General features: G+C 61.2%; 23 protein-coding genes. 2 read left to right on the forward strand and 21 right to left on the reverse strand.

Annotated features, from left to right (window positions below; all coding sequences use genetic code 11):
• Positions 1-227: 227 nt before the first annotated feature.
• The 15 genes from XH79_RS02540 to XH79_RS02610 form a co-directional block, all read right to left on the reverse strand.
• A complete protein-coding gene (locus XH79_RS02540) occupies positions 228-626 on the reverse strand; it encodes a hypothetical protein (RefSeq protein ID WP_271580520.1) in 399 nt (132 codons plus the stop codon).
• Positions 627-638: 12 nt separating this feature from the next.
• On the reverse strand, positions 639-2,249 hold the full coding sequence (locus XH79_RS02545; RefSeq protein ID WP_271580521.1) for a type II and III secretion system protein family protein: 1,611 nt from the start codon (positions 2,247-2,249) through the stop codon (positions 639-641).
• Between the two features lie 412 nt (positions 2,250-2,661).
• Positions 2,662-3,069, reverse strand: coding sequence for a TadE/TadG family type IV pilus assembly protein (locus XH79_RS02550; RefSeq protein WP_271580522.1), 408 nt, complete (start codon positions 3,067-3,069; stop codon positions 2,662-2,664).
• Entirely contained in the window at positions 3,069-4,424 is a 1,356-nt protein-coding gene (locus tag XH79_RS02555; RefSeq protein WP_271580523.1) for a pilus assembly protein TadG-related protein, read from the reverse strand. Before XH79_RS02555 ends, XH79_RS02550 begins: the two co-directional genes overlap by 1 nt.
• A gap of 9 nt (positions 4,425-4,433) precedes the next feature.
• On the reverse strand, positions 4,434-4,895 hold the full coding sequence (locus XH79_RS02560; protein ID WP_271580524.1) for a TadE/TadG family type IV pilus assembly protein: 462 nt from the start codon (positions 4,893-4,895) through the stop codon (positions 4,434-4,436).
• 16 nt (positions 4,896-4,911) lie between these two features.
• Positions 4,912-5,814 carry a type II secretion system F family protein gene (locus XH79_RS02565; protein ID WP_271580525.1) on the reverse strand — a complete coding sequence of 301 codons (903 nt, stop codon included), beginning with the start codon at positions 5,812-5,814 and terminating at the stop codon, positions 4,912-4,914.
• Positions 5,811-6,743 (reverse strand): type II secretion system F family protein, encoded by a 933-nt coding sequence (locus tag XH79_RS02570; protein WP_271580526.1) that lies wholly within the window; start codon positions 6,741-6,743, stop codon positions 5,811-5,813. Before XH79_RS02570 ends, XH79_RS02565 begins: the two co-directional genes overlap by 4 nt.
• Positions 6,740-8,242: a CpaF family protein gene (locus XH79_RS02575; protein WP_271580527.1), complete on the reverse strand. Its 1,503-nt coding sequence runs from the start codon at positions 8,240-8,242 to the stop codon at positions 6,740-6,742. The genes XH79_RS02570 and XH79_RS02575 overlap by 4 nt, the downstream gene beginning before the upstream one ends.
• A complete protein-coding gene (locus XH79_RS02580; RefSeq protein WP_245004126.1) occupies positions 8,239-9,438 on the reverse strand; it encodes an AAA family ATPase in 1,200 nt (399 codons plus the stop codon). Before XH79_RS02580 ends, XH79_RS02575 begins: the two co-directional genes overlap by 4 nt.
• Positions 9,435-10,385: a Flp pilus assembly protein CpaB gene (gene cpaB / locus XH79_RS02585; protein ID WP_271580528.1), complete on the reverse strand. Its 951-nt coding sequence runs from the start codon at positions 10,383-10,385 to the stop codon at positions 9,435-9,437. The genes XH79_RS02580 and cpaB overlap by 4 nt, the downstream gene beginning before the upstream one ends.
• 1 nt (position 10,386) lies before the next feature.
• Positions 10,387-10,893: an A24 family peptidase gene (locus tag XH79_RS02590; protein WP_212348263.1), complete on the reverse strand. Its 507-nt coding sequence runs from the start codon at positions 10,891-10,893 to the stop codon at positions 10,387-10,389.
• A gap of 215 nt (positions 10,894-11,108) precedes the next feature.
• A complete protein-coding gene (locus XH79_RS02595) occupies positions 11,109-11,321 on the reverse strand; it encodes a hypothetical protein (RefSeq protein ID WP_212348266.1) in 213 nt (70 codons plus the stop codon).
• Between the two features lie 234 nt (positions 11,322-11,555).
• Positions 11,556-11,768: a hypothetical protein gene (locus XH79_RS02600; RefSeq protein WP_212348269.1), complete on the reverse strand. Its 213-nt coding sequence runs from the start codon at positions 11,766-11,768 to the stop codon at positions 11,556-11,558.
• Positions 11,769-12,252: 484 nt separating this feature from the next.
• The gene (locus tag XH79_RS02605; protein ID WP_271580529.1) at positions 12,253-13,779 is read right to left on the reverse strand and encodes a hypothetical protein; all 1,527 of its coding nucleotides are present in this window, start codon (positions 13,777-13,779) and stop codon (positions 12,253-12,255) included.
• A gap of 56 nt (positions 13,780-13,835) precedes the next feature.
• On the reverse strand, positions 13,836-14,093 hold the full coding sequence (locus XH79_RS02610) for a hypothetical protein (protein ID WP_271580530.1): 258 nt from the start codon (positions 14,091-14,093) through the stop codon (positions 13,836-13,838).
• A gap of 59 nt (positions 14,094-14,152) precedes the next feature.
• Here XH79_RS02610 and XH79_RS02615 point away from each other — a divergent pair, with 59 nt between their 5' ends.
• Entirely contained in the window at positions 14,153-15,379 is a 1,227-nt protein-coding gene (locus tag XH79_RS02615) for a glycosyltransferase family 87 protein (protein WP_271580531.1), read from the forward strand.
• 407 nt (positions 15,380-15,786) lie between these two features.
• Here the strand turns inward: XH79_RS02615 and XH79_RS02620 are convergent, their stop codons facing one another.
• The 3 genes from XH79_RS02620 to XH79_RS02630 all read right to left on the reverse strand — a co-directional run bounded on the left by XH79_RS02620 (position 15,787) and on the right by XH79_RS02630 (position 17,640).
• The gene (locus XH79_RS02620) at positions 15,787-16,068 is read right to left on the reverse strand and encodes a hypothetical protein (RefSeq protein ID WP_212348274.1); all 282 of its coding nucleotides are present in this window, start codon (positions 16,066-16,068) and stop codon (positions 15,787-15,789) included.
• Between the two features lie 101 nt (positions 16,069-16,169).
• Complete coding sequence (locus XH79_RS02625; protein WP_271580532.1) at positions 16,170-16,418, reverse strand: hypothetical protein; 249 nt, start codon at positions 16,416-16,418, stop codon at positions 16,170-16,172.
• Positions 16,419-17,274: 856 nt separating this feature from the next.
• Positions 17,275-17,640, reverse strand: a complete 366-nt coding sequence (locus tag XH79_RS02630) for a helix-turn-helix domain-containing protein (protein WP_271580533.1) — start codon at positions 17,638-17,640, stop codon at positions 17,275-17,277.
• A gap of 533 nt (positions 17,641-18,173) precedes the next feature.
• Between XH79_RS02630 and XH79_RS02635 the strand changes: the two genes are divergently transcribed.
• Positions 18,174-18,773, forward strand: coding sequence for a hypothetical protein (locus XH79_RS02635; RefSeq protein WP_271580534.1), 600 nt, complete (start codon positions 18,174-18,176; stop codon positions 18,771-18,773).
• A 91-nt stretch (positions 18,774-18,864) separates the two neighbouring features.
• Here the strand turns inward: XH79_RS02635 and XH79_RS02640 are convergent, their stop codons facing one another.
• Genes XH79_RS02640 through XH79_RS02650 form a run of 3 tightly spaced genes read right to left on the reverse strand, consistent with a single transcriptional unit; the run spans position 18,865 to position 22,511 of the window.
• The gene (locus XH79_RS02640) at positions 18,865-19,425 is read right to left on the reverse strand and encodes a hypothetical protein (RefSeq protein ID WP_271580535.1); all 561 of its coding nucleotides are present in this window, start codon (positions 19,423-19,425) and stop codon (positions 18,865-18,867) included.
• A gap of 5 nt (positions 19,426-19,430) precedes the next feature.
• Positions 19,431-20,789, reverse strand: a complete 1,359-nt coding sequence (locus tag XH79_RS02645; protein ID WP_271580536.1) for an HlyD family type I secretion periplasmic adaptor subunit — start codon at positions 20,787-20,789, stop codon at positions 19,431-19,433.
• A 9-nt stretch (positions 20,790-20,798) separates the two neighbouring features.
• Complete coding sequence (locus tag XH79_RS02650; protein ID WP_271580537.1) at positions 20,799-22,511, reverse strand: type I secretion system permease/ATPase; 1,713 nt, start codon at positions 22,509-22,511, stop codon at positions 20,799-20,801.
• Positions 22,512-23,072: the final 561 nt, after the last annotated feature.

Below are 23,072 nucleotides of genomic sequence, written 5' to 3' on the forward strand. Positions count from 1 at the left end.
GCACCGGCTCGTCGGAGGGATAGTATTTGACGTCCGTCGGCTCCTGGACGGGGTCTGGACCGGCCGGAGCAACGGGCGCAACCACGGCAGCGTCGCGGACGGTCGCTTCCTGCACCGTTTCGCAAGCCGCCAAAGCTGTCGCCAGCAAGGCGCAGGCCAGCCATACAAGAAGGCGCCCCATAACCATTATCCCCGTCGCACCACCGGCAATAAATCAATCATCAAAATCATCGGCCGCCCGGGCCTATGATGGCCGGGCCGCCGCCGAAGCTGACGACACCCCCTGCGTCCACGGCTGCTGCCGTTGCGCCCGCAACACCCATTGGAGGATGCCCCTCGTCCGGCTTGTTTCCTCCGAACGCGGGCAGCGGATCGCGGGGTTGGGTGCCGCTGCGATAGCGCTTGATGGCGCCGCTGGTTTTCTGCGCATCAACGACGATTCTGCGATCGCCGACACCTCGCGGCCAGGGATGAATCGTATGGGTGACGGCGTTGACCTGTTTGGCGTCGCCGGCGCTCAGCGTGATGGTGTCAGACCGCTGAAAGTAGCGGTCCATCTCGTCGTTGCCGGCCAGGCCGTTGCAAGCCCCGAGCGTGAAGACCGCGAGTAACGTCGTGCATGTCATATCGGTCGCCCCTTAATTGAGTGTCTTGACGACGGGCTGGTCGGTTACAACCGGTGGCGGTGCGGGCAGACGCGCCTCGGGCGCGATGATGTGACCATACGGTCCCTTCAGCTCACCGCCGGAGCTGACGTAGTCGTTGTAGCGCTTCTTCACTTCCATCTGGCCGTTGAGGAAGAAGTCGACGTCATTGGCCGGCATGCGCGAATCCAGCGGCGAGGCCAGTTGCTGGCCAGGCGCCGCCGGCGCGACCAGGCGCGGCGTCACGATGATGACGAGATCGGTCTCCTGCTGCTGGTAGGACGAGGAGCGAAACAGTGCTCCAAGCACCGGCACCGACCCGATCCAGGGCAACTGCGAGATATCCTGCCGGCTGCGGGTTTGCAGCAGGCCCGCGATGGCAAAGCTCTGGCCATCACGCAATTCGACCGTGGTCCGTGCGTTGCGGCTGCTCAGGGCAGGAATCGTCGTGCCGGCGATCGTCACCGAGTTGGTGAAATCGAGTTCGCTGACGGACGGCTCGACGCGCAGATTGATCACGCCGCGCGAAAGCACCGTGGGGACGAAGCCCAGCTCAACACCGAACGTCTTGAACTGGATGGTCACAGTCGGCACCAGGCCGGCAGTCCCCGCCGTTGAAGCCACCGGCACCGGGAATTCGCCGCCAGCCAGGAACCGAGCCGCTTCACCCGATAGCGCCATCAGGTTTGGCTCCGCAAGCCGACGTACCAGTCCCTTCTGCTCCAGTGCCGTCACGAGCAAATCGACCGAGGCGCCGCTGCTAGTTCGAAGGATACTGGTCAGCAGGCTTCCAAACGGGACAGCGGCCGCTCCCGTTGCCGTCCCCGCCAACGTCCCCGCAGTACCGAGCAAAGGTATCGAGCCTTGGGGCGGGCCCGTGTTCGGCATCCGCGCGCGACCGCTGTCGGTATTGATGCTACCAAGCCCGGTATTGCCAATGTTCGTTCCGCTTGCATTGGCACCGTAGAGATTCATTCCCAGCTCGCGGCCGGCAGCCCGGTTGACCTCGAGGAAGCGGACCTCGAGCATCACCTGCTGCGGCCCCGTCACGTTCATGGCATTGACGACGACGCTGCCCTTCGGAACGGTGCTTTGCGCGATCTCTATTGCGCGCTGAGCGGCGACCGCGTCGGGGGCTGTTCCGCCCACGATCACCTGTCCCTCGGAGGCCGACACGCGGATGCCGCGGATGCCGGTCGAGGACTGAATGTTCTGCTGCAAATTGCCGATGTCGATCGTGACCTCGACATCGAGGATACCGATCTGCCGCATCGAGGAATCGAGCAAAATGACGTTGGTGGTGCCGGGCTGCTTGCCCTGGATGTAGATCTGATGGTCGCTCAGCGACTTCACGTCGATGATGTCGGTCGAGCCCGCGACGATGGTGGAAAAGGGCGTCTCCACCCTGAAGGTGCGCGACTTGTTGACGGTTACCTTGACCCGCTGGACGTCGCTCGCTTCGCTGACGAAGACGCCTCCGGAGCTCCGCCGATCGGCCGCATCGGCAGGGTCACCCCAGGGACCGACAAGGACGGCGCCAAGCAGCAGCGCGCTCACCGCAGCGAGCTTTGCCTTCCCTTGCGTCGAAATCCGGACGCCACCCATTCCAGTCCCCCTCGCCGCGATCCGCGGCTATCCCGCAACGCACACTTGGCGGGTCAACAACCCCACCCGAACGACCCGGGGTTGCACAAATCGTCTACGTAAAAATCGTCAGCCTGGGTTTATGTCCCCAGACTCCCTGCATTGGGATCATCGTCCGCCGGGCGCTTCCGCCGCAAGGCGAGAGCCCTCATATCTCACGTCAATTCGCGAGAAAGTCGCCAAATGTTGCCTCCAAGCACCACTTTGCGGAACCCGATCCCCTTGGTTCCATCCGCCGGCGGCTAGTTCCCCTCGTGCTTATTGGGCCGCAAATAACATTCTTTTCCGTTAAATTCGTAAGCACCCTCTGGACTCGGCGGGCCGAGGCATTGGCGAAAGACGTGATTCGAGCAACGGTATTCCGTTACAACCCCTAATAGGGGATCGACGTGCTCGCAGTCGGCGTCGAATTCAATCCGCTCCACAGCGGTGTCATCATGGCGAACCCGGGCAGAGTCGCCGTAATGGTCAGCGCGGACCCGCTGTCGCTCGCGCTCAATGTCGGCGTCAGCCCCATGATGTTCGTCACCGATGTCAGGTAGGTGCTGGTGTAGTAGGTGCTGACACTGGTGCAGCCGGAAGGCGACAAACTCTGCGTCACCTGAGGCGTGTAGCACTGAATCATCGTCGCTCTCGCGCCTTCGCTGGCCAGCGAGCGCAACAATTGCATGGTGATCGCATAGCGTCCGAGATCGAAGATCGCGAACACGAACGTGAAAAAGAACACGGCGACGAGGCAGAACTCGAACGCTGCCGAGCCGCGCTGGTCGAGCCTTTTCATCAACGCACCAACGCAATGACCCTGGTTTTACCCAAGGTGTTGGACGTGCAACCGGACGAACTCAGGTAGGTATTGCCGTTGATCGTGAGAGAAGCGGCAATCACTTCCGTGCAGGCAGTGTTCGAACTCTGTGTCGTACCGCCGTACGACACACTGGCATTCGGGAAATACATGGCGCCGCCCAAGGTCGACGTATTGCTGCCGCCTATGGTGACCGCAACCTTGGTTGGGGTCGTCGAGTTCTTGGCCTGATCGTCGATCAGGATACCGTTCAGATCGGAATCAAACGAATTGGTCGTGGGCGCGGAAAGGTTGACGGTCCCGCTACTGATGGTGAGGCTCGAAGTCGTTCCAAGCAAGACCAGCGTTACGTCCGTGCCGGTGACAGTGCCGCCAAAGTTGATCGTCGCGTTGTAGAAAAAATATGTTCCTGCCGCGAGATTCAACGTGCCGCCGGAATTCACCGTCAGGTCACCGTACACCCCGCTGCCGGCGTTTGGAGTCAAGTTGCAGGTGTTGCCGTTGGTCACTTTGCCCTGCGCGTTGCATGCGGTTAATACGGGGCCCGTCGTTGAATTGAACGATTTCGTATCCAGCACGGATAGCGGATTTTGTGCGGTGAGCGTGTTGTAGTTGTACCCCGCGCCACTCAGGGCGCAATGTCCCGCTGACGCCTTACAACCGTCCACCGCATTCACGGACCAGCCCGAGCCGCTGAAACTCGCGGTGCCGTTGTACTTGACGTTGGTGTTCGACATCATCGCGCAGCCGGTGCCGGTGATGGCGCTGCTGCCGCCGATCGTGAGCGCATCGTTTCCCGGTCCCAACCCAAACGCACACAGCGGCTTTGGATTCTGGATCTCGACAACCGCGGACGACCGGATGGTGACGGTGGACATGCCAAGTATCTGCGCAAGGTATCCCGGCTGCTGCTGGGCCACGGTCGCAAGCACATGCAGGCCGGATGACGAGCTGGTCCAGCTGCCGGCAGAGTAGGTTCCTCGATCGATCGACACGGTTTGCGTTGTAGCTGCCTGCGCCGTACCGCAATTCGAGCCGGGGTAGACGGGATCGCCGCTGGAGTTGCAGAACTTGTTCTGCGCGGCAATTTGCTTGCCGCGGTAGATGTAATCCTGCGATCTATCGCAGTCGCTCTCAGTTGTTGAGGTCAGCGAGCATGCCACCGACAAGCCGCCGGAATAGGCCGCCGCATCGGCAGCATTCTGCGCATTCTGCTTGGTCACGTACCACGACCCCGCCTCGGCCCCGAGAGCGATGAACCCAATCAGCGGTACCAGCGCAATCACCGTTGCGAAGGCGACGGAACCGCGACGGCAGCGAGCCAGTTTGCGCACGGCGTCCTCCTACTGAAATCGCTGGGTGTAAGTGATGGTACAGGACGAACACAGCGCCGAGCCAAGTACCATCGGCGTCAAAGTAAAGGTGGTCGAGAAGGTGTAGTATTTCACGATCGATGCTGCTCCCGAACTGCAGGGAGCCACCGTTCCGGGAGAACCGCAGTAAACTTGCGGCGTAATCGTAAATCCGCTGATCGTCGCGGGCAGCGCGCTCTTCCAGGCGCTGATGACGGAGGGGTCGGTGACGTCCGCCGGCGGGGAATATTGGGTTCGCTGCCCCATGTCGCGAAGCGCCTGTTGCGCCGAAATGAACCTGAAGCCGGCAATTGCCAGATCGGCCAGCGGCAGCAGCAGGCTGAACACCAGCACAAGGTAGATAATAGCCATTTCAAACGCGGCAGCACCGCGCTGATCGCCAACGAAAGAGCGCTTGCCGTTCTTGTGCCTGCTTGTCCGAACTTCACTCATGACGCTTCGTTCGTGACTAGAGTCCCTTGAAGGAACGAATGAGATGCAAGAATGAACTGCCGCCGAGAATGACGAACATCGCGGGCAGCAGGAACAACACCATCGGCACGGTGAGCTTGGCACCCAGCTTGTGAGCGCGCTCTTCGAGGCTGGTGATCCGCTCCCGCCGCAGGTCGGCCGCGATGGTACGCAGCGCCTGGCCCAACGGCGTTCCGTATTGCAGGCTCTGGCTGACCATGATGCCGAAGCGGCGAAGCCCTTCCGAGGTGGATGCCAGTTTCTCGAATGCCTCGGCTCTGCTCGGCAGGATCCGCAAGTCGTCGAGCAAGCCGCGCAGAACGCGCGAGATGGCCGGATTGGTCTCGCCCATTTCCTCGGCGACCCGCTGCAGGGCGCTTTCCAGGCCCATGCCCGCTTCGGCGCACACGACCAGCAGGTCGATCGTATCGGGCGTGCCCGACCGGATAGCGGCATCGAAACGTCGCTTCATCACCAGCAGTATCAGCCGCGGCCCCATGATCCCGACGGCCAAGCCAAAGAGCGCGACCATCAGCACGCTGGCCGCCGACCATCCCGACAGTTGCGCGAAAAGGAAGAAGACGACCGGGAACAAGACCATGCTGACGATCTTGACGCCAATCCAGATCGGCAGGACGCGATGATGGTTGAATCCGGCCGATTGCAGAACGGTCCGCAGTTCGTCGAGATTCTCCTCGGCATAGAACTTTCGGTACCGCATGCCGATCGACGAGAACCAGCCGACCATGCCCTGGGACCGCGTCGACCGATCGGAAATGCCGAGCACCGCATTCGAGACGCGCGCGTTCAGCGTGCGAATGTGGATTTCCCGGATCACCAACAGGAACGTCACCGCGACGGCGATGACCATGAGGGCTGCCACACTCGCGCCGGCAGTCATAGCGACGTCTCCCTCTGGATCATCCAGCGTATGACAAAATGCCCGAGAATGACTGAGCCGACTGCATAGGCCAGCAGCATGTTGCCGGTCGGATCAAGAAACAGAAGATTGATCGATTGCGGATTGATCATGTACAGCAACCCACCAATGATCACGGGTGACAACGAAAGCGCGCGCGAGGAGAAGATGACCTCTCCTGCAAGCGCCTTCGCGCGGGCGGCCAGTGCGACGCGCTGGCTCACGGTTTCCGCGAGGATTTGCAAAGTCTCGGCCAGGCTGCCGCCGGATTTTAACTGGACGGCAAGCGTCACCGAAAACATCGCGTACTCCGCAACCTGCGTACGCCGGTAGACGGCCTCCACGGCGTCCTCCGGGGCCACGCCCAGGCCAATCTGGCTGCAGACGATGGCGAACTGACCCGCGGTCGGCTCCGGCATCTCGCGAGCGATCGTGCGGAATGCCTCGTTGACCGGCAGACCGGCACGGACCGTGCTTGTGACCAGCTGGATCGTATCCGGCAGCTGCCGGAAGAGGCGATTGGCGAACCGCCGTTGCTGCCATCCAAACAGACCACGCACCACCAGTACCGCGACGATCGCAGCCGCGATGGACACGTTGGAACTGGAAAACCCGAACGGCTGATTGGCATAGAACACAGCCAACGCGGCGAGCGCACCCGCAAGCAGCACGTAGATCGGGTGCAGGACGTAGGCGATGTCCGGATTGTAGTTCGCCAGACGGTACAGCAGCATCGAGCGGGCCCCGGTTTCAGCCCGGCGGATCGAGGTCAGGCCGGCGGTCGGCGCGGTCTGCAGAGCGACCGAGAGCTGGCGGTTCATGCGCCGTTCCCGCTTGTCGAGCCATAGCGTAACGAGTGCCGCGCACAGCAGCAGGCCCAGGACGATCGCGATCACGTAGTTCGGAATCATATCTGTCTCATTGCATCGGACCAGGCTTGCTGAAGCCCGTAATAGGCAAGACGGCTCTTGAACTTTGGAAGCGCGTGGGTCGACTTGTAGGTTCCCATTATCCGGCCGTGAGTGTCCTCTTCCTGATACTCGAAAGCCGCAATGTCGTTGGTCGTAATGACTTCGCCTTCGAGGCCGATCACTTCGCTGACCTGGATGATCCGGCGCTGGCCATCGCGCATGCGCTCGACCTGGACGATGATGTCAAGCGCGGCAACGATCTGCGACCTGATCGCCCGCGTCGGCAGATTGACCTGCCCCATCTGCACCATGTTCTCGATGCGGGTCAGGGCATCCCGGGTGCTGTTGGCATGCACCGTGGAGATCGATCCGTCATGGCCGGTGTTCATTGCCTGCAGCATGTCGAATGCCTCGGCGCTGCGGACTTCGCCGACGACGATGCGGTCGGGACGCATGCGCAGGGCATTCCAGAGCAGATCGCGTTGCGTCACCTGCCCGGTGCCTTCCAGGCTGGGAGGCCGGGTCTCCAGGCTGATCACGTGCGGCTGTTGAAGCTGCAATTCCGCCGCGTCCTCGATCGTGACGATGCGCTCGCTGTGATCGATGAACTGGCTCATGGCGTTCAGCAGCGTCGTCTTGCCGGAGCCGGTACCTCCGGACACGAGAACGTTGAGCCGCGCCCGCGAGGCGATCTCCAGCAATTTTCCGATCGCCGGCGTCATCGAGCCATTCGCTATCAGGCCAGCCATATCCAGACGACGGCTCGGGAATTTTCGGATGGAGATGCAGGGGCTGTGGATCGCGAGCGGCGGCAGAATGATATTGACGCGGCTGCCATCGGGCAGGCGGCAATCGACCATGGGACTGGATTCGTCGACACGCCGCCCGACCTGCGCGGCAATCTTCTGGGCGACCGATGTGATGTGATCGTTGTCACGGAATCGTACGGCGACCCGCTCCAGCCTGCCGCTTCGCTCGACATAGACGTTGCTGGGACCGTTGATCATGATGTCGTTGATCGTTTCATCGATCAGAAGCGGACGGAGTGGCCCGTATCCGGTCATGTCGTCCGCGATATCGTCCGCCAGCTGGATCTGCTCGCGGCCGGACAGCTCGAGCCGCTCGTCGTTGGCGATCCCGTGGATGATTTCCTCGATCTGGCGTCGCAGCACGTCGCGCGAAACGGTTGCCGCCGCCGACGGATCGATCTGCTCCATGACCCGGTCCCGCAGCGAGTTGAGCATCACGGGATGATGGAGGGACGGTTCGTTGCCACGCCTCGGCGTGACGCCCGGCGCCGGTGCAGGCGAACCCGGACTCAAGGAAGGAGGTCGAGCGGCCGGTGCTGGCAAGTCCGGAGGCGAAGGAGCGTCCGCTGTCAATGCCGGCGCATCCACGGTCGGCGAAGCCGCGTCTTCGGTCGACCCGCGCAAGCTCGACGTCAGCGCGGACAAATCAACCATGGGCGACTCGTCTGGGCGTCTCCCGAACTTTTTCATAGCCCGAGCAACCTCCTGAGCCGTCCCTTGCGCTCGCCGGCGACGCCCGTGATCTCCCGCACGATTGGCTTGAGGTGACGCCGCAGTGCCGAGACGTGCTTGAGCGCGGGAATGCCGAGGTTGACCGCCTGGGTCATCCCCTTCCCGAGATCAGGGATCACCATGTCCGGCTCGGCGCCCAGGGCCTTGACGATCGTCGCCTTGGGAAGACCGCCGGCACGATTGGCGCGGTTGAGCAGAGTAAAGACCCGATCCTTGCCGGCGATGTTGGTGACGGCGGTGCGAAGCGCGTGCGCGTTACGGAGACCCGTCACCTCCGCTTCCAGCAGCACCAGGACGTGACGAGCAAGACTGATCACCGGATAGATCGAGGGAGGAAACGGGACGGGTACGTCGACGACGATGTAGTTGAACCGTTGACGCAGCAAGCCCAGAACATGTCTCACGCCAGCTTCGGTGATGTTGAGCTGCGCATCCAGCTCCTCGTCCGCGGAGATCAGGCTGACCCGATCGTTGATTTCAATTGCCGAGCGCTCGAGGAACAGCGTGTCCGCACGCATCGGATTTTCCAGCGCGATGCGCAGTCCCGGTCCCGGCCGAACGCCCAGCATCACGGCAGTTTCGCCGTTCTGCAGATGGAGATCGAGCAGCGCGACCTTGGCCTTCGTCGTCTCCGCCAGCTGCAGCGCGAGGTTTATGGCGATACTTGTCGCTCCGGCTCCGCCCTGCGCGCCGCAGATCGAGATCACGTGCCCGCCGCGATCCGGCTGGGCCGGCGCCTCGCCGCCGAGCAGCTTCGGGCGCAGCAGATCCAGCACCATGTCCCGCGTCAGCGGCCGCGGCAGGTACTCGGTCACGCCGATGTCCATGAGCTCGCGGTAAAAGCCGATCTCCCTGCTCTCTCCGATCAATGCGACCCGGACATCGGGCGGACAGACGCTGGCCAACCTTTCCAACTCGGCAAACGGATCGTCGTACCCACTGATGTCTGCGACCAGTGCGAACAGGTCCGTGTCGGTCTCGAGCATCCGTACGGCGTTGCGAATTGTGCCGCGCCTGAGCGACAAGTGGGCGCCGTCGAGACCCTTGCGCAGAGCCGCGGCGCTGTCCTCGTCGTTGACGAAGCAGACGATGCGGTCGCGCGTGACGACAGATGCTGTTTCAAGCGGATTCACGACTGCCATGTTCATCATCATCGCTTCTCCGCCGAATTGCCAGCACCTGCCGATACGGCGGCCTGACGCGCAACATCCGGCAATCCGTCGCAGTTGACGCTTGCATTGCCGACGCCTGTGACCTGCTTCCTGACCGTGAACTGCTTGGCTTCGCCGCCGGAATAGAGCACCACTGCAGTGGTCTGGCCGGCAAGGGCATTCTGGCGGGCGAGCTCCGGCGACACATCGCAGCTCGACATGACGCCAGCATCGGCATTATCGCGCTTGTCGACGGCGGCCCTGACGGAAAGCGAGAGCTTTCCGAGTTGCTTGGCAACCGTGATCCTCTGCACCTGCTCAGGCGTGAGCTCCAGCGACACCGTCTGGGCGGGCTTGCCCATGGTGGTGGCGATGCCTCGCCCACCCTGCGCGATTTCCTGGTCGATCGCGATGATCCGGACGTTGCGGAGCACGGTTTCCGTCAGCGCGCGACGGGAGGGGTCCGCCTTCTCGAACACCTGGGTCAGCAGGACGTCCACCTGATCGCCCGGCCTGATCAGACCCGACACGCCGGACTCTTCGTCGACCTTGATGCTGATGGCGCGACTGTCGGGCGCCAGCACACTCGCAAGGAAACCCCGATCCTGAGGGCGCACAATGTCTTGCAGAGTGATCGGATTGCCGGCCTCGACGAACTTGCGCACGAGCGAACCGGCAAGCGAAGCCTTGGAGTCGGGCGTTTCCAGGATCGCATCCGCCGGAACCTGATCGGCCTGCACCGAGCGCACCGCGAAATCTTCGTCACGGGCCAAGGTCCCTCGCGGCAATGGCCGCGCCGCGACATAGTATCCCACGACCTTTGCGACCGGCTGCGCGACTTCCGTCGTCGCCGTTGCCTTGGGCGTGCTCAGGTTGAGCGCGATGAGGCCCAGCGCTGTGATCGCGAGAAGCAACACCGCAATAATCGAAAGCCGCAAAGCCGATGACATATCAAAAACCCCTGTTCAAAATCGCTCCGATACCGCCGCAGGCTATGGCGACGCCATAGGGAAGCGGCGCGCGCCGCAAATGACGCCAGCGCTCGACCGCATAGACGCGACGCGGCAGCGATGATCCGGCTGGCGCTACGCTGGGATGAGGCAGGCTCCGCATCATCACGTGCACCAGGGCAAGAACGCCGCCCGCCAAAGCCGTGATCGTCAGCAGCTGAACGACGCCCATCCACGGCAGACCAAGCGCCAGCGCGACCAGCAACTTGACATCGCCCCCGCCGATCGATCCGTGCCGGTAGACAATGAACAGCACCATAAACAGAACCGTCGCGATCAAGAGCGACCCGGCGATGCCGGCAGGATTGGTCAAATGACCGGCGATCCCGAGGATCGCTAGGGCCAGACAAATCTCATTGCTGATTATGCGTGTCGCGACGTCCATGGTGGCGACATAGAGAAGCAGCAAGATCTGCAAAATGGCGGCTATGGAGACGATCCAACTCATCAAGCACAAACCCCGAGCACGTCTAATAAAGCGGCCTTAAAGAGGCCCAATTAGAACGGGCCACGGCGGCCGTATAAACAATATAAATCGCAGTGGCGCCTATGGCGGCCCTGAATCCGTCAATGCAACCTTGATGGGCTGAACGCCAAACCGGAAAAATATATAGTCAGCGTCCAATCCATCATCGAGTGAAACTCACTGAAGCAATCGCCATACTATCCGGCGGCAGCGATGACCTTCGCAGAGATGCTTGAGATTGCACTGCTCAGCGCGGCCGAGATCGGACCGCTTCCGCCGGCACCGAACGCGAGACCGACCGCGGCGACGATACAAGCGGCAACGATGACGTACTCGAACGACACCACGCCCCTCTCGTTCTCGCGAAGACGCTTCAGAGCTTCACTGACTTCGACAAAATGCCTCAACACGTGACACCTCTTCAGTTGAGTTCAACGCCGTGGCCGCCCCGGTCGGAACGAACGACGTCAGCTCGCACCGTCCATGGATCACCCTATCGGAATGTCTGCCGACGAGGTCTTCAACGGTAGACTGGCTGGTGGCACAATTGGTTCAACCGACATGGGCCACGAAGCAGTCGCGCTCGAGCCGTAGAAGACAGGGCCACAATCCACTGACCCCGTCTTCTAGTCCCGATCGGTCGTTTATCCGACCGCAGAAATGACCTTCGCAGAGATGCTCGAGATTGCACTGCTCAGCGCGGCCGAGATCGGACCGCTTCCGCCGGCACCGAACGCAAGACCGACCGCGGCGACGACACAAGCGGCAACGATGACGTACTCAAACGACACCACGCCGCCGTTGTCGGCCCGCAGGCGCTTCAGGGCTTCCGTGGTCTTGATGTAAAGCTTCAACATGGGAAATTCCTTTTACTAAGATTAAAACCTGAGGGTGCGTCGGCCGATGAAAGCCTGAGCCAACAATTTAAAATTTATATACAGAACGTAAATCTTGTCACCTGCTAATCCTTTATTAACCTTACTCCATAAGGGCTATTCCTGTATTCCTACGGTGATTGGAACCATAAAAGGAGGCGATTTGCCGCTTTTTGCCGCTCCCTGCCGGCTGCCGAGGCACTCCTAACTCAGAAGCCAGAACTTTGCGCTTGCCGTAAAAGAACCGTCAGCGGTCTTGTCGGATTTTTTAATTTTCGAACTTTTTTTATTATTCCGAATTGATCCGCAGCGCGAATTCGCAGAGGCCGAATTCTCCGATGCGCCAATAAAGCGGCCTTACAACTCCGACGCCGTCACCAACCTGGGATTGCATCAGTTGGAGACGGACGGACGCTTCCTTGCGCAGCGATCGGTCCTTTTGCTGGGCGAACTTCCGTGGACGCCCCTATTTCGAGGTCGCTACGCTTTCCGGGTGCCTACGCCGAACGTGGGCGACAGCCACGTCGTCGGAATACGCGCGTTCCCATTCAGGCAACCGGTCGAGCAGACCGACAGCCGGGGTCGTCGGGAAGAGCAGTGTCGAATCGATTTTGTATTCATCGAGCAGCTTGATGAAATCCGGGATATCCTCAAGCGAGAGGACCCGCATGTAGCGGCTGAGAAACTCCGGACCATACAATTCGGCGCGCGAATCGATGAATGTCGGCATGCGCTGGAAGATCAAATATCCGCCGAAATAGTAGTCATTCAGGACGCGATCTGCCTTTCGCTCCTTGAGCTTCTCCACTGCAGCACCCGGAACAAGCGGCAGCGATCGATCCTTCGTCACAAGGATCACACCGGTCACGATCGATACGACCGCAAAAAACGTGATGAGGTGCGTCGTCCTCGCCGGAATCGCTTTCCGGTGTTCCTGGCGCAAGACATGCTGTGCCAACGGGTCAGCAATCAGGAATGGGGCAACCATCGCGAACACGTCGACATAGCGCTGGTGAGCGAGAGTTTCGTAGACGAGCGCGAGCAGTGCGGCCATCCTGAGAAAGGGCAGCTTGAACCCGCTGTAGAGCGCGTAGGCAGCACCACCAAGCAGGCAAACCGTAAACGGGTGTAGAGAGCCGAAATCGATCGGTCTCCACTCGCCAATTGTCGAGAGGACCGACCCAAGGCTCAAGATCCGTGTTGTAACCAGGATGGATTCGATCCCATACGGGGTCACACAGCCGGCCCCAAGCGCCAACACCCCAAATCGGAACCAATGCAGCGCGACCGTCAGGCGGGACGATTTGTCCGCGTTCCAAATCGCCTCAAGGGCAAACGGTGCGATCATGGCGATGCCCAACGTGAAGCTTCCGTGGAGATTCGCCCATAGCGTGATGATCAGAAGATAGGTCCATGGAGGCGTCCGTCGCGCGTCGGTAGCCCGAAGCAGACCGTCGACCCACAGCACCATCAGTGGAAAAATCAATACATGCGGCCGGGCCAGGATGTGGTGCACCGTCATGGCTATGCCGGCACTCACCAGGATCGTGACCGGCACGTTCGACAGTCTCTTAAGGAGACAATGGGCAAGCAGGAAGAACGCCGTAGAAGCTGCCAACGCAGCTAGAAGCGCAGGGCCGAGCCACCCTGCCAATTTGAATGCAAGAAAATACAGGACTTCTGACAACCACGCGCTGGTGATCCAGGGTGCGCCGTGCTTCGTAAATGAAAAGGGATCAACATAAGGTACGGCGCGATGATCAATAATCCATTCGCCGACCACAACGTGCCAATAGGTATCGGCATCACGTAATATCTCGCCGATCTTGCCGATAAGAATCAAATAGGCCGTTGTGGCCAGGATCAACGGCAGCCAGGCCCGAAGATGATCACTACGCGGAAGGCTCTCTGTCTTTACGCTATTCGCATCCATGTGTTGCGAACCAATGCTTAACCGGTATGTTTTGCGTCCTTGAAAGCCAATCATTGTCATTTTAGGCTCGCGGAAGCAACGTTAAGTGTTCAAACTGATTAATCGCCCCACCATCATCATCGATAGCAGCAGATGGATCGCGTGGCCTGACGATACCGCAGGAAGGGCTGAATGGAGTCCGGGAAGACTTGGAGCGGCGGCCCGCGGCCGGAACCGAGAACACTGACGGGCTTCGTGGCGCGGCCGGCACGACCGTCGCTTTGGCCCACTTTCAACAGTTTTCGCCCGACGGCGCCGACATTTTCTTCATATGGCACGCTGCCGTTTTTTGCCGTAGTGGCTTCACGCTCTCCTTTGCCCGCGCGCAACGCCATCCGCGGGCTCCAGGGCATGCGCCCTACTCCGATTGTTTCCTAGAGCACCGGACCTGGCCATGGCTCGCTCTTCCCACGAACCCGCCTCGGCCCAAACCAAGGTCCCCGCTTCGTCCCGGAAAATGCTTTTTGCAGTGCTTTTTGTGCTGTCCGCGGCGAACCTGACGGCTTGCCTGATCGCTTACATTTCGCGGGTATGGATTTACGATGGCGATGGATTCGGCATTCCCGTGGATTTCGTCAGCTTTTGGGCCGCCGGGCGCCTTGTGCTCGATGGCTTGCCGGCACAAGCCTTTGACTGGGACATCCATCGGCAAATCGAAGTTGCGGCGCTTGGACAGGATTTCGCCGGTAGCTTCCCCTGGCACTACCCGCCACCATTCCTCTTCGTCGCATCACTAATGGCGCTGCTGCCCTATGGTGCAGCGTACCTCGGGTGGGTTGTTGTCAGTTTAGTGCCGTATGTTGCCGTCGTGCGGGCAATCGTCGGTCACAACCTCGGCGTACTGCTCGCACTCGCCGTGCCGATCGTTTTCTTCAATGCGCTGGTCGGACAGACCGGATCTTTGACCGCTGCGCTGATTGGCGGCACGCTCTATCTCATTCCGGTGCGCCCGGGGCTCGCAGGCATTTGCCTTGGTCTATTGACTTACAAACCGCAATTTGGGCTGCTGTTTCCCATCGTGCTCATGGCGGCGGGACATTGGCGCGTATTCATTAGCGCCACCGTGACGACCATCGCGATGTTGCTCATCTCCACACTCGCCTTTGGCACTGCGAGTTGGCTGGCATTTTTCTACTGGCTGTCGCACTCCTCGAATGTGATCTTGGTCGATGGTAGGTTTAGTTGGTGGAAATTGATGAGCCTCTACTCTCTGGTGCGTCATTTCGGCGGCACCGAACAGCTGGCCTGGGCCCTCCAGCTCATCCTCGTTGTGAGCACGACGCTGGTCCTCGTGCTGATGTGGCGCAGCCGCGTACCCTATGGTTTGAAGGCGGCCGCCCTATCCGCAGGCACGCTGTTGGTCACGCCTTATATCGCCATCTATGACATGTTGATCCTCACGATTTCCATCGCCTTCCTGTTTCGCGTAGGACTGAGGAGCGGCTTCCGGAGCTACGAGCTGCCTGCGCTGGCCGGCACGCTCGTACTCGTTCTCACTTTCCTTACGAGCACGCCAACGGGACTGGGAGCGACCCTCATCGTCTCGATACTGATTCTTGCGCGTGCCGGTTCGTGGTGGCGACGCGAGCCCGCGCCACAATCGGCCACGGCAGGCGTTTAGGCGGCGGTTGGCGTCGCCAGCCTGTCAAGACAAATTGCGTGAGAAGAACGATCCTGATCCGCACCGGTCGACCCGCCCAGGCCAAAACCCAAGTAACTTGACCTGGTCATGGGATAAGAGCGCGCAGTCAAACTGCTCGCGTCGCCTTCCCTCAGTGTGTGAGCTCGAGCTTCCGCATTTCGGTCATGCGTGCCAGACAATATTCGCGGTACAGGTCGTTAAGAATTGCCCACATGATGAATCCCCATCGCTCGAAGCAAGGACAGACTGGTCCGGCAACGTTTCAGCGCGATGTCGGCAATCGGGGAAACGAGTTTCCGGACGGTTTCGCAGCCCGCTAATTGGGTCAGGCTTTATGCCATTTTAATGGTGCGGGCTTGGATAGCTTCCTTCCCTTTAAGGGTCATTTATCCCGGATCAGCCGGCTCCGTTGCGGCCCCGGTCGAGAGAAAACGGAAGTTTGGTTTTGGCAACGTACGCCCCTCGTGATCGGACAGGGCCTTGGCGTGCTCGCGTGTGTGCTTGGCCTCGGCGATCAGGAGGCAGCGCCTCAGCTCCTCGCTGCAACGCCTTGCCTGGGCGCGCATCTGGCACTTGTCGTCAGCGGGAATGGAGGATTTGGCGAGACTGCTCCATGTCGCCGCCAGCGACTTCTTGAGCAGCTCAATCTTGCGCTCCAGATCGTCCAAACGCTGCTCCGTCGATCCTCTACGGATACACGCTTCGAACGAAGCTAAGCCGATTCTCCTGTTTCGTGGAACCCCGTAGGGTACCGCCCCTCGCGGTCCGCCTATGAAGTGCCGAGCCTCGTCCAGACTGCATGGACGATGAGGAAAATGGACAACGCCCCCAGCAGCCAACCCAATTCGCTGCCGGTCTGGCGCTCATCAAATTCACGATTGGGGTCGCTCTCGCGGCCGAACGGGACCTCTGGTGCCGGCCGTTGCGAGCCACCGGCTCGTCCGGGTACGCGCCGCAACAGTCGACGAACGATCGTCTCCCGCTCGGCAATGCTGCTTCCGTCAGGATCGGCCGGCATCGTCAGTCTCGCCCGGCTTTACGAGAGGGTCGTCGTTGCATCAAGGACATGAGGCGCGCCAGGCGGTTGACGCGGCGAATGCTGTCGGAAAAGCGGGCTGCGGGAGTGCGGTGTCGAATGTGGAAAACAAGCTTTCGAAGGCGACCGAGCATGATGTTCCTCGCAACATGACAGAGCGCATGAGAACCCGAGTGTCCTGGTCAGCTGCCGCCGACCAGCGAGCGACGAGTGCGGCAGACGTGGTGATCTGGCATGGCGCGTCGGGACAGGCGCGCGATGGGCATTGGCGAGGAAGGCGCGCAGCTTCAGGACTTCGTCGGCGCGAGCCTGCCGAGGAGAACTCGGGTGCCGGTGTCGTCGACAACACGCGACAGAGGACGAGCCAGATTCCAAATGCTCAGGGTGCTGAAATTTCTGTTCATTGCATCGCCTCGAATGACGCGTTGGCGGCTGAAACGAAATTTACGCGAGGATTAAATTGGCTTTAACTGCGAAACTATGTCACGGACCCAACTTGGCCACAAGCGCCGCTGGCAATCATAGCTCATCGACTACGCGTGAAATCGATTCAGGTTGAAACGCGACCGTGGTTGCAAACCCGACACGCCGACGATCATTGCCTCCGCGCGCCGGGTGTGCGCCTTCTGAATAACTCTGGGAAAGCGCAGCCCCGGTTGAAAGGCGCCCGCAAGGCGCGCAGCATCCAGGGTTGCCCGACCGGCAGAGCCGTTTGGCGCCAGCGAGCCACCCGCGTCAATTGCGGCCTGGCCGATTTCGTGAATTCCGATATCAACGCCGGTAAAGGAGCTTGGCGTTGTTCGCCGATATCCCCGGCCGAGATACGGCGCTTCGCCTTCTAGATTTCCCGATCGCTGGCCGAAGTGATCCGGACATGGAAGCCTTTTGCCTCGATGGCGCGGATCAGCTGTTCGAGGCTCATCTCGTCCGGCCGCAGCGAGAGCTGGTCGGAGGGAGCTTGATCCTGAGTATTCACGAGGTGAACACCGTCCTCGAGAAACTCAGCGCTGACGTTAAGCACCCTTGCCACGGCCTTTATGGTGGCGGGCTTGGGCACCCTGCCGCGCTTCTCCCAATGCCAGATCGCGGGGGGCGTCACGTCAATCCGCCTGGCCAGCTCGGTAATGGTCATCGACCGCTCTTCGCGCAGCTGCTTCAAGCGCGAACCGAAGTTGGCAATCGTCTTGTTCTTTAATTTAGGCACCTGTAAATTCCATTTGCATGTGTGGGAATCAACGTTAACGACCACAGGTAGGTGAGATTACGGTCTCGTTCGTTTTCAAGTCAATCATCGATCCATAGGATTTCGCCTTCAGAAAACCGGTGCGGTTCGTTGCAATCCCGTGCAATCGGTCAGCCCAACTGCCCTCTTCGGTCTCGTTCAGCCGGCCGGGTATGCAAGGTCCGAGCCACAAACTGGAAAGACAATTTCGCTCGGCGTCACACGTTCCTAACTCCATAGCTCGACGCTGGCGTGACAGGTGACCCGGGCTGCGGACGGCCGCTCCGCCGAGGGAAAGGCTGGCCGGTTACGGCCCTGTAATGCCTCGGCGGCGTTAAGTAAACAGGCAAGACAGTCCCCGCCGCTCCTTCACTCGATTGATCGGTGATCGCTCCAATGTCACTATGCGCCGGATTGAGCGGGGTAAGAGTTTGGCCGGACGGGCTTTTCTTCGTCGCGGGACACGGCCCGGCAGAGGGGATTGCGTGAGCATTTGGCGGCGTTTTTTATGTCGGATGCGGTCCGGGCTGTTGCTGTCGACCGGGGCGCTTTTTGCTCTTGCGGCTCCTTGCGCCGCGCAGACGGCCGGGCCCCGTCCGGCAGCGGAGCAAAGTCCCGACGCTCCCAAGCGCATCGAGCATCGTCAGCCTCTGATCGACATCCTTGCACACATGTCCGGCAAGTGCACGACCCTCAAGATCGCGGGTCGCAGCTACGCCTGCAAGGCCGTCGCCTACGCACATAACGAAGCCGGACGTGTGAGCTTCGCGGTGGCCATCGAGGATCCGGCGGACGACGGCCACGTCGTGTCTTTCTCCGGCGAGAAGGGAAAGCGCTTCGACGACAATTCCTACGAGCTTCCGATCGATCGGATGCTGTTGAATTCCAAGCACCGGCCAAAAGTCCATGGGCTGCCGGTGCCTTCGGAGGAGGCATCGACCGGCATCTGCCGCCAGTTCGGCAACTTTGCCGCGCGACGGGTCTCGAGTGTCACCTGCAGTGCAACGGACTCGCGGGGGCAGAGCTATGAACTGCTGTTCGTGTCGGACGGCTCTCCCATCGGCGTTCGACGCGTGAGGCAGTCAGCCGCGTCGATCGACGACCCGTTTAAGTAATATTACAGCTAAATAGTCCTACAGCGACGCGGGCAGGTTTTCTGCGTTGCCCTTGCGGACCAAGATTTCACTGCCGCCTCGCCAAGCGCGTTCAATAGCAATTCTGAGAATTGCCCCCGAGCCGGGCACACGCTTCCGAATTGGAAGCCCGCCACTGAACCACGGCTAACGGGCCGCGTCCCTGCCCGCCTTCCGACGGCGCTCCTCTCAGCCTTTCCGCCTCTTCCGCCACGATGGCCCTGTGCGCCTTCGCAATCTGGTCATTTCGTTCAAGCAGCGACACCTTGCCGGCCGCGACCTGGACGGCGAGCGCTTTGCGCAATGCATTTTCGCGGTCGAGCAGCTCCGGAAATGGCAAGCCGGGCCGGACCAAGAGCTCCGTTGCCTTCACGATGCAATCGGCACGCGCAACGGCCTGCGCGCTCTGATCGGGAAATGCATTGCGGCAGTCCACAAGCGTCTCGGCCAGATTTACCGACGAACCTTCGCTTTCGCTCTGAAGCGCCAATCGCGTTCCGCCACACCCCGCAAGCAGGCTGAACAGCAGCACAACAACCGCATGGCGCATCATAAATGGGGCTTTAACGCGTCGGCGCCGCGAGCTGATGGCCGCCTCACCGCCGTCCGCGCGAGCAGGCTCGACCGGGCCCATGCTTCCTATTTCTGGCGGAAGGAGTGATTGAACGACATGATCAACGGGCCGACGAGATATTCAAATGCCGTGCGCTGGACCGTCGGGATCATCACCGTTGCCGGCATTCCCGGATAGAGCCTGATGTTCGGCATAGCCGCGAGCTCGTCCTGATCAATTCGCACGAAGGCCGTGTAGTATGGGTTGTTGCTCTTGGGGTCGGTCAGACGATCTGCCGAGACCTGGATGACGTCGCCATGAATGATCGGCACGATCCGCTGCTTGTAAGCCGTGAGGTGAACTTCCGCACGCGTGTTGGGATGCACGTCGCTGATGTCCTCGACCGCCACCTGCGCTTCGATCGTGAGCCCATCCAGCTCCGGGACGATGTCCAGGATCTTGTCGCCGCGCTGTATGACGCCGCCGACCGAAAAGACGTTGAGGCCGACCACCTGGCCGCTGTAGGGCGCGCGAATCTCCATGCGCCCCAGCACCGCCTTGGCGTTCATGGCTTTCGGGATGACCTCCAGAATCTTCGCTTGCGTGTCGCGAAGGTCCTTGGTCACGTCGGTCATTCGGTCATTGTCGAGCTGCGCCATTTGCTGCTGTTGCTCGGCAATTGCCTGGCGCGCTTTGGCAATGTTGGCGTTCGAATCCGCGATCTGGCCCTCGAGGCCGTAGGCGGTACGCTCCAGTTGCAGAATACGCGGGCGCGCGATCAGGCCCCGCTCGACGAGAGGCGCGATATCCCGCGCCTCGCTGTGAACGGAGTTGATCTGGTCGGTAAATGACTTCACCTGCGCCTGGGCGCCGACGATCTGCGAGCCGAGCTGGTTGATCTTCTCGCGGATGACGCTGCGCTGTCCCTCCAGCGCGGCCCGGCGGCTCTCGAACTGGCTGACCTGCCCGTTCCAGACGCTCTTGAGATAGGGATCTTCGGAACGCGCCTTCAGATCCGACGGCATCACGAGCTCGGAGCCGTGATCGAGCTCGGTCAGGAGCCGAACCTCCGTGGCACGAAGCACGGCCCATTGCTGCGTCAGAACTTCGTATTCGGCGCGCGCCTGGGTCTCATCCAGCACGATCAGGAGGTCACCGGAGCGGACCCTGTCGCCCTCCCTGACCCGCAGCTGCTTCACGATGCCGCCGTCAAGGTGCTGGACGCTCTTGCGATTGCCGTCAACCTTGACGACCGCGTTCGCGACAACGGCGCCGTTGAGCGGCGCGGTCAGCGCCCACGCACCAATCCCGCCGAAGAATACGGCAATGATGACCCAGCCGGCGAGAGAGATACGCCTGATCGAGTCGCTGGGCGGCCCGGCGGAATGACCGGCCCGGCTGCCAACAGCGGCGAAATTCTTGGGTGTTCCATCTAGAATGGCCATTGGGCGAGCCTAGCTGCTGGAGCCTTGCACGGCGTGCACGGGGACAGGACGGGTCAGCCGCGCCATGATCTCGGCACGAGGCCCGAACATCTCGGCGACGCCATCTCTGAGGACGAGAATCTTGTCGACGACCCCGATGGTCGCCGGCCGATGCGAGACGATGACAACCGTCGTCCCGCCTTTCTTCAGTTGCACGATACAATCCGCCAGCGCGACATCACCTTCGGCATCGAGGTTCGAGCTCGGCTCGTCGAGCACGACGAGGCTCGGGCTGCCATAGACGGCGCGAGCGAGGCCAATCCGCTGGCGGAAGCCGCCGGACAGAATAGCGCCGCCTTCTCCGACCTGGGTGTCGTAACCGTGCGGAAGCCTCAGGATCATTTCGTGCACGCCGGCGAGCTGGGCGGCGAGGATGACGTCCTTGTCGCTTCCCTCGTCAAAGCGGCCGATATTGGCGGCGATCGTGTCCGAGAACAGCTCGATATCCTGAGGCAGGTAGCCGACATGGTCGCCGATCGCCCGCTTGACCCAGGTCGAGACGTCGGCGCCGTCCAGCCGCACGGCGCCGGCCGAAGGCGTCAGCACGCCGACAAGCTGGCGCGACAGGGTCGATTTCCCGGCCCCGGATGGGCCGATGACCCCGAGCACCTCTCCCGCCTCTACGGCAAAGGCAACGCCGCGCAGAATGGCCTTGGAGCTTCCCGGAGGAACGAAGGTGAGCGCCTCCACCGAGACGCGCCCCTTGGGCCTCGGCAGCGTGAGGCCGGCATTGAGAAGAGGATGCGCCGTAAGCAGCTCGCGAATGCGCAGGAACGCAGCACGCGCCGAGACAAGACCGCGCCAGGAGCCCACGATCTGCTCGACCGGCTGCAGCGCGCGGCCGAGCAGAATGCTGGCCGCGAACATCGAACCGACCGTCGTGACCCGCTCGATCACGAGATATGCGCCCAGCCCCAGGATCAGCGATTGCATGGCGAGGCGCAGGAAACGGATCAGGCTCTGGATCGCGGCGGCGCGGTCGCTTGCCGCGACCTGGCGCTCGAGCATCCGGTCGCGATCGCGACTCCAGCGCCGCAGCAGACCGCCGGTCATGCCCATGGCACGCACGACCTCGGTGTTGCGCAGGCTCATTTCGGTGAAGCTGTAGCTGCGCGCCGCGGCTTCGTTCGATTCCGTGAGCGGCAGCTTCACCAGCCACTCGCTCAGCAGCGCCATCAGCACCAGGATGACCGAACACCCCAGCGCAAAGGCCCCCAGGAACGGATGAAGCGCGAAGATCACCGCGATGTAGATGGGGGCCCAGGGCAGATCGAAGATCGCGTGGATGCCGGTCCCCGTGACGAACTGGCGAAACGTATCGAAATCGCGGAGCGCCTGGCTGCGGGCGCCGCCCACACCGGCGGAACGATCGATGATTGCCGTCATCACCCGCGAGGCGATCTTCCGGTCGAGGCGGATGCTGGCGCGGGTCAGCACTCTTGCGCGAACTGCGTCGAGCCCGGCAAGCGCCACGAACGCCAGCAGCAGCGCAATCGTGAGCATCAGCAACGTGATCTCGCTGGCGCTCGAGATCACGCGGTCATAAACCTGCAGCATGTAGAGCGGGCCGGCGAGGTACAGCAGGTTAATGGCAAGGCTGAAGATGCCAGCCGTCACGAAATAACCCTGGCATGTCTGCAGCAGGCGCCGGAGCTCGTCCGGCCTTTTGAAAGGCGCGTTCACAAAATCCGGCGGAGACCCGCCCCCCTAATCAAAAATGACGCCGGAGCGACAACGCCCGGCGGAATTAAAGACCTACTGGCAGCCGTTACAATTCTTGTCTAATCGATCACAATCTTTAGCACAGCCGCCGGCCCTGCGAAATAATCCTCGCTGGAAGGTAAAGCTGCCCGTAGAGCTACGGGGGCTTGCGCGTTTACGATATTTATCTTGACCGACCCACGGCTAAATGCAGCGGGTGAAGGCAGGCGGCACCAGCGGAACGCCGGCACGAACCCAAACAGCGGACATGGTTCGCATTTCCGCGGCGCAACATGCGCGAGCACGAGCTGAAAATTCCCTTTCCGGAAGAATGGGCGCAGGGAAGACCGGGCGCCGGGCTGCACCCGCAACCCCGTGTGCGGAGAAAGTGCGCACGGTCCGGCCTTCCCTGCGTGGATGGCTTTAACGGCTTCCTTCGCGCTCTCCCCGGGGAGACAAGCTCTATTGCCACGAAACGGCGGGCGTAACGAACATAAAACCCGATTTATGCGCCGTTAAAGAGATTGCGAAACTTGGACTGCC

The organism is Bradyrhizobium sp. CCBAU 45389 (assembly GCF_028128625.1).
Lineage (GTDB): Bacteria > Pseudomonadota > Alphaproteobacteria > Rhizobiales > Xanthobacteraceae > Bradyrhizobium > Bradyrhizobium liaoningense_B.

Bases quoted from the DNA above. Each gene is read 5' to 3' on its own strand.
- XH79_RS02540 (WP_271580520.1), bottom strand. From the start codon at position 626: ATGACATGCACGACGTTACTCGCGGTCTTCACGCTCGGGGCTTGCAAC.
- XH79_RS02545 (WP_271580521.1), bottom strand. From the start codon at position 2,249: ATGGGTGGCGTCCGGATTTCGACGCAAGGGAAGGCAAAGCTCGCTGCG.
- XH79_RS02550 (WP_271580522.1), bottom strand. From the start codon at position 3,069: ATGAAAAGGCTCGACCAGCGCGGCTCGGCAGCGTTCGAGTTCTGCCTC.
- XH79_RS02560 (WP_271580524.1), bottom strand. From the start codon at position 4,895: ATGAGTGAAGTTCGGACAAGCAGGCACAAGAACGGCAAGCGCTCTTTC.
- XH79_RS02565 (WP_271580525.1), bottom strand. From the start codon at position 5,814: ATGACTGCCGGCGCGAGTGTGGCAGCCCTCATGGTCATCGCCGTCGCG.
- XH79_RS02570 (WP_271580526.1), bottom strand. From the start codon at position 6,743: ATGATTCCGAACTACGTGATCGCGATCGTCCTGGGCCTGCTGCTGTGC.
- XH79_RS02575 (WP_271580527.1), bottom strand. From the start codon at position 8,242: ATGAAAAAGTTCGGGAGACGCCCAGACGAGTCGCCCATGGTTGATTTG.
- XH79_RS02580 (WP_245004126.1), bottom strand. From the start codon at position 9,438: ATGATGATGAACATGGCAGTCGTGAATCCGCTTGAAACAGCATCTGTC.
- cpaB (WP_271580528.1), bottom strand. From the start codon at position 10,385: ATGTCATCGGCTTTGCGGCTTTCGATTATTGCGGTGTTGCTTCTCGCG.
- XH79_RS02590 (WP_212348263.1), bottom strand. From the start codon at position 10,893: ATGAGTTGGATCGTCTCCATAGCCGCCATTTTGCAGATCTTGCTGCTT.
- XH79_RS02600 (WP_212348269.1), bottom strand. From the start codon at position 11,768: ATGTTGAAGCTTTACATCAAGACCACGGAAGCCCTGAAGCGCCTGCGG.
- XH79_RS02605 (WP_271580529.1), bottom strand. From the start codon at position 13,779: ATGACAATGATTGGCTTTCAAGGACGCAAAACATACCGGTTAAGCATT.
- XH79_RS02610 (WP_271580530.1), bottom strand. From the start codon at position 14,093: ATGGCGTTGCGCGCGGGCAAAGGAGAGCGTGAAGCCACTACGGCAAAA.
- XH79_RS02615 (WP_271580531.1), top strand. From the start codon at position 14,153: ATGGCTCGCTCTTCCCACGAACCCGCCTCGGCCCAAACCAAGGTCCCC.
- XH79_RS02625 (WP_271580532.1), bottom strand. From the start codon at position 16,418: ATGCCGGCCGATCCTGACGGAAGCAGCATTGCCGAGCGGGAGACGATC.
- XH79_RS02635 (WP_271580534.1), top strand. From the start codon at position 18,174: ATGCGGTCCGGGCTGTTGCTGTCGACCGGGGCGCTTTTTGCTCTTGCG.
- XH79_RS02640 (WP_271580535.1), bottom strand. From the start codon at position 19,425: ATGGGCCCGGTCGAGCCTGCTCGCGCGGACGGCGGTGAGGCGGCCATC.
- XH79_RS02645 (WP_271580536.1), bottom strand. From the start codon at position 20,789: ATGGCCATTCTAGATGGAACACCCAAGAATTTCGCCGCTGTTGGCAGC.